The sequence below is a fragment of the Staphylococcus sp. EG-SA-10 genome (assembly GCF_017151945.1).
In the GTDB taxonomy this organism is placed as follows: Bacteria; Bacillota; Bacilli; order Staphylococcales; family Staphylococcaceae; genus Staphylococcus; species Staphylococcus aureus.
The window spans coordinates 1-2,624 of record NZ_JACVZJ010000042.1 but is presented as its reverse complement, the minus strand read 5'-3'; the positions used below and the strand labels follow the sequence as shown (position 1 = coordinate 2,624).

Genomic DNA, 2,624 nt, shown 5'->3' with positions numbered 1-2,624 from the left:
TACACATAGGCGCACTTGTCTCCTTTAGTTTGGGTTTGGTCACTTTAAATTATAGAGGCAATTGCGCTTTTTGTGTATTAAAAAAAGCAGGAAGTTTTACCTTCCCACCATAAAAGATGAAGAACCTGTAAATAACAGTTAATATACCGGTGGTCGGGGTCGAACCGACACTCCACAAGTGGAACGGGATTTTGAGTCCCGCGCGTCTGCCAATTCCGCCACACCGGCTTAATGGTAAACAAAAAACTTCCCTTTGGAAGCAATTATGGAGCGGAAGATAGGATTTACACCTATACCTCGTTCCGGGAAGGAACGTGTTCTAAAAGTTGAACTACTCCCGCAAATATTAAATTATGGAGCGGAAGATAGGATTTACACCTATACCTCATTCCAGGAAGGAATGTATTCTAAGAGTTGAACTACTCCCGCATAAACCTGGAGGCGGCAACCGGATTTGAACCGGTGATAAAGGTTTTGCAGACCTCTGCCTTACCACTTGGCTATGCCGCCAATAACTGGGCTAGCTGGATTCGAACCAACGAGTGACGGAGTCAAAGTCCGTTGCCTTACCGCTTGGCTATAGCCCATTAATAATAAGGGCGGCTGAAGGGGATCGAACCCTCGAATGTCGGAACCACAATCCGATGTGTTAACCACTTCACCACAGCCGCCATGGCAGGGGCAGTAGGAATCGAACCCACACCAAAGGTTTTGGAGACCTCTATTCTACCGTTGAACTATGCCCCTATTAAAAATAATAAATGGAGGGGGGCAGATTCGAACTGCCGAACCCGAAGGAGCGGATTTACAGTCCGCCGCGTTTAGCCACTTCGCTACCCCTCCATAAATGGTGCCGGCCAGAGGACTTGAACCCCCAACCTACTGATTACAAGTCAGTTGCTCTACCAATTGAGCTAGGCCGGCTAAGAAATGGTTCAGGACAGAGTCGAACTGCCGACACATGGAGCTTCAATCCATTGCTCTACCAACTGAGCTACTGAACCATAATAAAAATGTAATGATGGCGGTCTCGACGGGAATCGAACCCGCGATCTCCTGCGTGACAGGCAGGCGTGTTAACCGCTACACTACGAGACCTATAAAATATTGCGGGAGGCGGATTTGAACCACCGACCTTCGGGTTATGAGCCCGACGAGCTACCGAACTGCTCCATCCCGCGATAATAAAAAATAATGGCGGAGGAAGAGGGATTCGAACCCCCGCGGCCCGTTAAGGCCCTGTCGGTTTTCAAGACCGATCCCTTCAGCCGGACTTGGGTATTCCTCCATTATTATAGGTAAATCGCTATTAATTATAAAATTAAATGGCGGTCTCGACGGGAATCGAACCCGCGATCTCCTGCGTGACAGGCAGGCGTGTTAACCGCTACACTACGAGACCATTAGTAAAACGGAGGAAGAGGGATTCGAACCCCCGCGAGCCGTTAAGCCCCTGTCGGTTTTCAAGACCGATCCCTTCAGCCGGACTTGGGTATTCCTCCAAAATTATATGGACCTTGCAGGACTCGAACCTGCGACCGAACGGTTATGAGCCGTTAGCTCTAACCAACTGAGCTAAAGGTCCTAAATATAATTTTACAACTAATAAATAGTGGCGGTGGAGGGGATCGAACCCCCGACCTCACGGGTATGAACCGTACGCTCTAGCCAGCTGAGCTACACCGCCTTATATAGTTTGTAAATAATATGGTGGAGACTAGCGGGATCGAACCGCTGACCTCCTGCGTGCAAAGCAGGCGCTCTCCCAGCTGAGCTAAGCCCCCATAATAATTACAGTATATCGGGAAGACAGGATTCGAACCTGCGACCCCTTGGTCCCAAACCAAGTGCTCTACCAAGCTGAGCTACTTCCCGTATAATTAACGCGCCCGATAGGAGTCGAACCCATAACCTCTTGATCCGTAGTCAAACGCTCTATCCAATTGAGCTACGGGCGCATATGTTTTTATTGAAAATGGTGCCGAGGACCGGAATCGAACCGGTACGGTGATCACTCACCGCAGGATTTTAAGTCCTGTGCGTCTGCCAGTTCCGCCACCCCGGCACTATAAAAATGGAGCAGAAGACGGGATTCGAACCCGCGACCCCAACCTTGGCAAGGTTGTATTCTACCGCTGAACTACTTCTGCATATGCGGGTGAAGGGAGTCGAACCCCCACGCCGTAAGGCGCTAGATCCTAAGTCTAGTGCGTCTGCCAATTCCGCCACACCCGCAAATGGTGAGCCATAGAGGATTCGAACCTCTGACCCTCTGATTAAAAGTCAGATGCTCTACCAACTGAGCTAATGGCTCTTCCATGGTGCCGGCCAGAGGACTTGAACCCCCAACCTACTGATTACAAGTCAGTTGCTCTACCAATTGAGCTAGGCCGGCAATATGTAAGAATAAATGGTGGAGAATGACGGGTTCGAACCGCCGACCCTCTGCTTGTAAGGCAGATGCTCTCCCAGCTGAGCTAATTCTCCGATTTAAAACTGCCTGGCAACGTTCTACTCTAGCGGAACGTAAGTTCGACTACCATCGACGCTAAGGAGCTTAACTTCTGTGTTCGGCATGGGAACAGGTGTGACCTCCTTGCTATAGTCACCAGACATATGAATGT

Annotated in this window: 26 tRNA genes and 1 rRNA gene; all 27 read right to left on the bottom strand. The window is 49.7% G+C overall.

From position 1 onward, the window contains the following. Positions 1-144: 144 nt before the first annotated feature. Positions 145-228, bottom strand: a tRNA-Leu gene (locus IDG45_RS13650). A gap of 38 nt (positions 229-266) precedes the next feature. Next, positions 267-341, bottom strand: a tRNA-Gly gene (locus IDG45_RS13645). 13 nt (positions 342-354) lie between these two features. Next, positions 355-429: transfer RNA gene (locus tag IDG45_RS13640), tRNA-Gly, on the bottom strand. A gap of 7 nt (positions 430-436) precedes the next feature. Continuing rightward, positions 437-510 (bottom strand) — tRNA-Cys (locus tag IDG45_RS13635). A 5-nt stretch (positions 511-515) separates the two neighbouring features. Continuing rightward, positions 516-587, bottom strand: a tRNA-Gln gene (locus IDG45_RS13630). 11 nt (positions 588-598) lie between these two features. Further along, positions 599-671: transfer RNA gene (locus IDG45_RS13625), tRNA-His, on the bottom strand. Positions 672-673: 2 nt separating this feature from the next. After that, positions 674-747, bottom strand: a tRNA-Trp gene (locus IDG45_RS13620). A 15-nt stretch (positions 748-762) separates the two neighbouring features. Further along, positions 763-843: transfer RNA gene (locus IDG45_RS13615), tRNA-Tyr, on the bottom strand. 5 nt (positions 844-848) lie between these two features. Then, positions 849-924 (bottom strand) — tRNA-Thr (locus tag IDG45_RS13610). A 7-nt stretch (positions 925-931) separates the two neighbouring features. Beyond that, positions 932-1,004: transfer RNA gene (locus IDG45_RS13605), tRNA-Phe, on the bottom strand. A gap of 18 nt (positions 1,005-1,022) precedes the next feature. Next, a tRNA-Asp gene (locus IDG45_RS13600) sits at positions 1,023-1,098 on the bottom strand. Positions 1,099-1,107: 9 nt separating this feature from the next. Next, a tRNA-Met gene (locus IDG45_RS13595) sits at positions 1,108-1,181 on the bottom strand. Positions 1,182-1,195: 14 nt separating this feature from the next. Next, positions 1,196-1,288, bottom strand: a tRNA-Ser gene (locus tag IDG45_RS13590). Between the two features lie 38 nt (positions 1,289-1,326). Next, a tRNA-Asp gene (locus IDG45_RS13585) sits at positions 1,327-1,402 on the bottom strand. Positions 1,403-1,412: 10 nt separating this feature from the next. Then, positions 1,413-1,502 (bottom strand) — tRNA-Ser (locus tag IDG45_RS13580). Positions 1,503-1,511: 9 nt separating this feature from the next. Beyond that, positions 1,512-1,585 (bottom strand) — tRNA-Ile (locus IDG45_RS13575). A 28-nt stretch (positions 1,586-1,613) separates the two neighbouring features. Further along, positions 1,614-1,687, bottom strand: a tRNA-Met gene (locus IDG45_RS13570). Between the two features lie 21 nt (positions 1,688-1,708). Then, positions 1,709-1,784, bottom strand: a tRNA-Ala gene (locus IDG45_RS13565). 17 nt (positions 1,785-1,801) lie between these two features. Next, positions 1,802-1,875: transfer RNA gene (locus IDG45_RS13560), tRNA-Pro, on the bottom strand. Positions 1,876-1,884: 9 nt separating this feature from the next. After that, positions 1,885-1,958 (bottom strand) — tRNA-Arg (locus IDG45_RS13555). 18 nt (positions 1,959-1,976) lie between these two features. Next, positions 1,977-2,065: transfer RNA gene (locus IDG45_RS13550), tRNA-Leu, on the bottom strand. A gap of 10 nt (positions 2,066-2,075) precedes the next feature. Continuing rightward, positions 2,076-2,150 (bottom strand) — tRNA-Gly (locus tag IDG45_RS13545). Positions 2,151-2,153: 3 nt separating this feature from the next. Then, positions 2,154-2,235: transfer RNA gene (locus IDG45_RS13540), tRNA-Leu, on the bottom strand. A 3-nt stretch (positions 2,236-2,238) separates the two neighbouring features. Further along, a tRNA-Lys gene (locus tag IDG45_RS13535) sits at positions 2,239-2,314 on the bottom strand. Between the two features lie 5 nt (positions 2,315-2,319). Beyond that, positions 2,320-2,395, bottom strand: a tRNA-Thr gene (locus IDG45_RS13530). Between the two features lie 16 nt (positions 2,396-2,411). Then, a tRNA-Val gene (locus tag IDG45_RS13525) sits at positions 2,412-2,487 on the bottom strand. Between the two features lie 11 nt (positions 2,488-2,498). Continuing rightward, a 5S ribosomal RNA gene (rrf, locus tag IDG45_RS13520) occupies positions 2,499-2,613 on the bottom strand. Between the last annotated feature and the right edge of the window lie 11 nt (positions 2,614-2,624).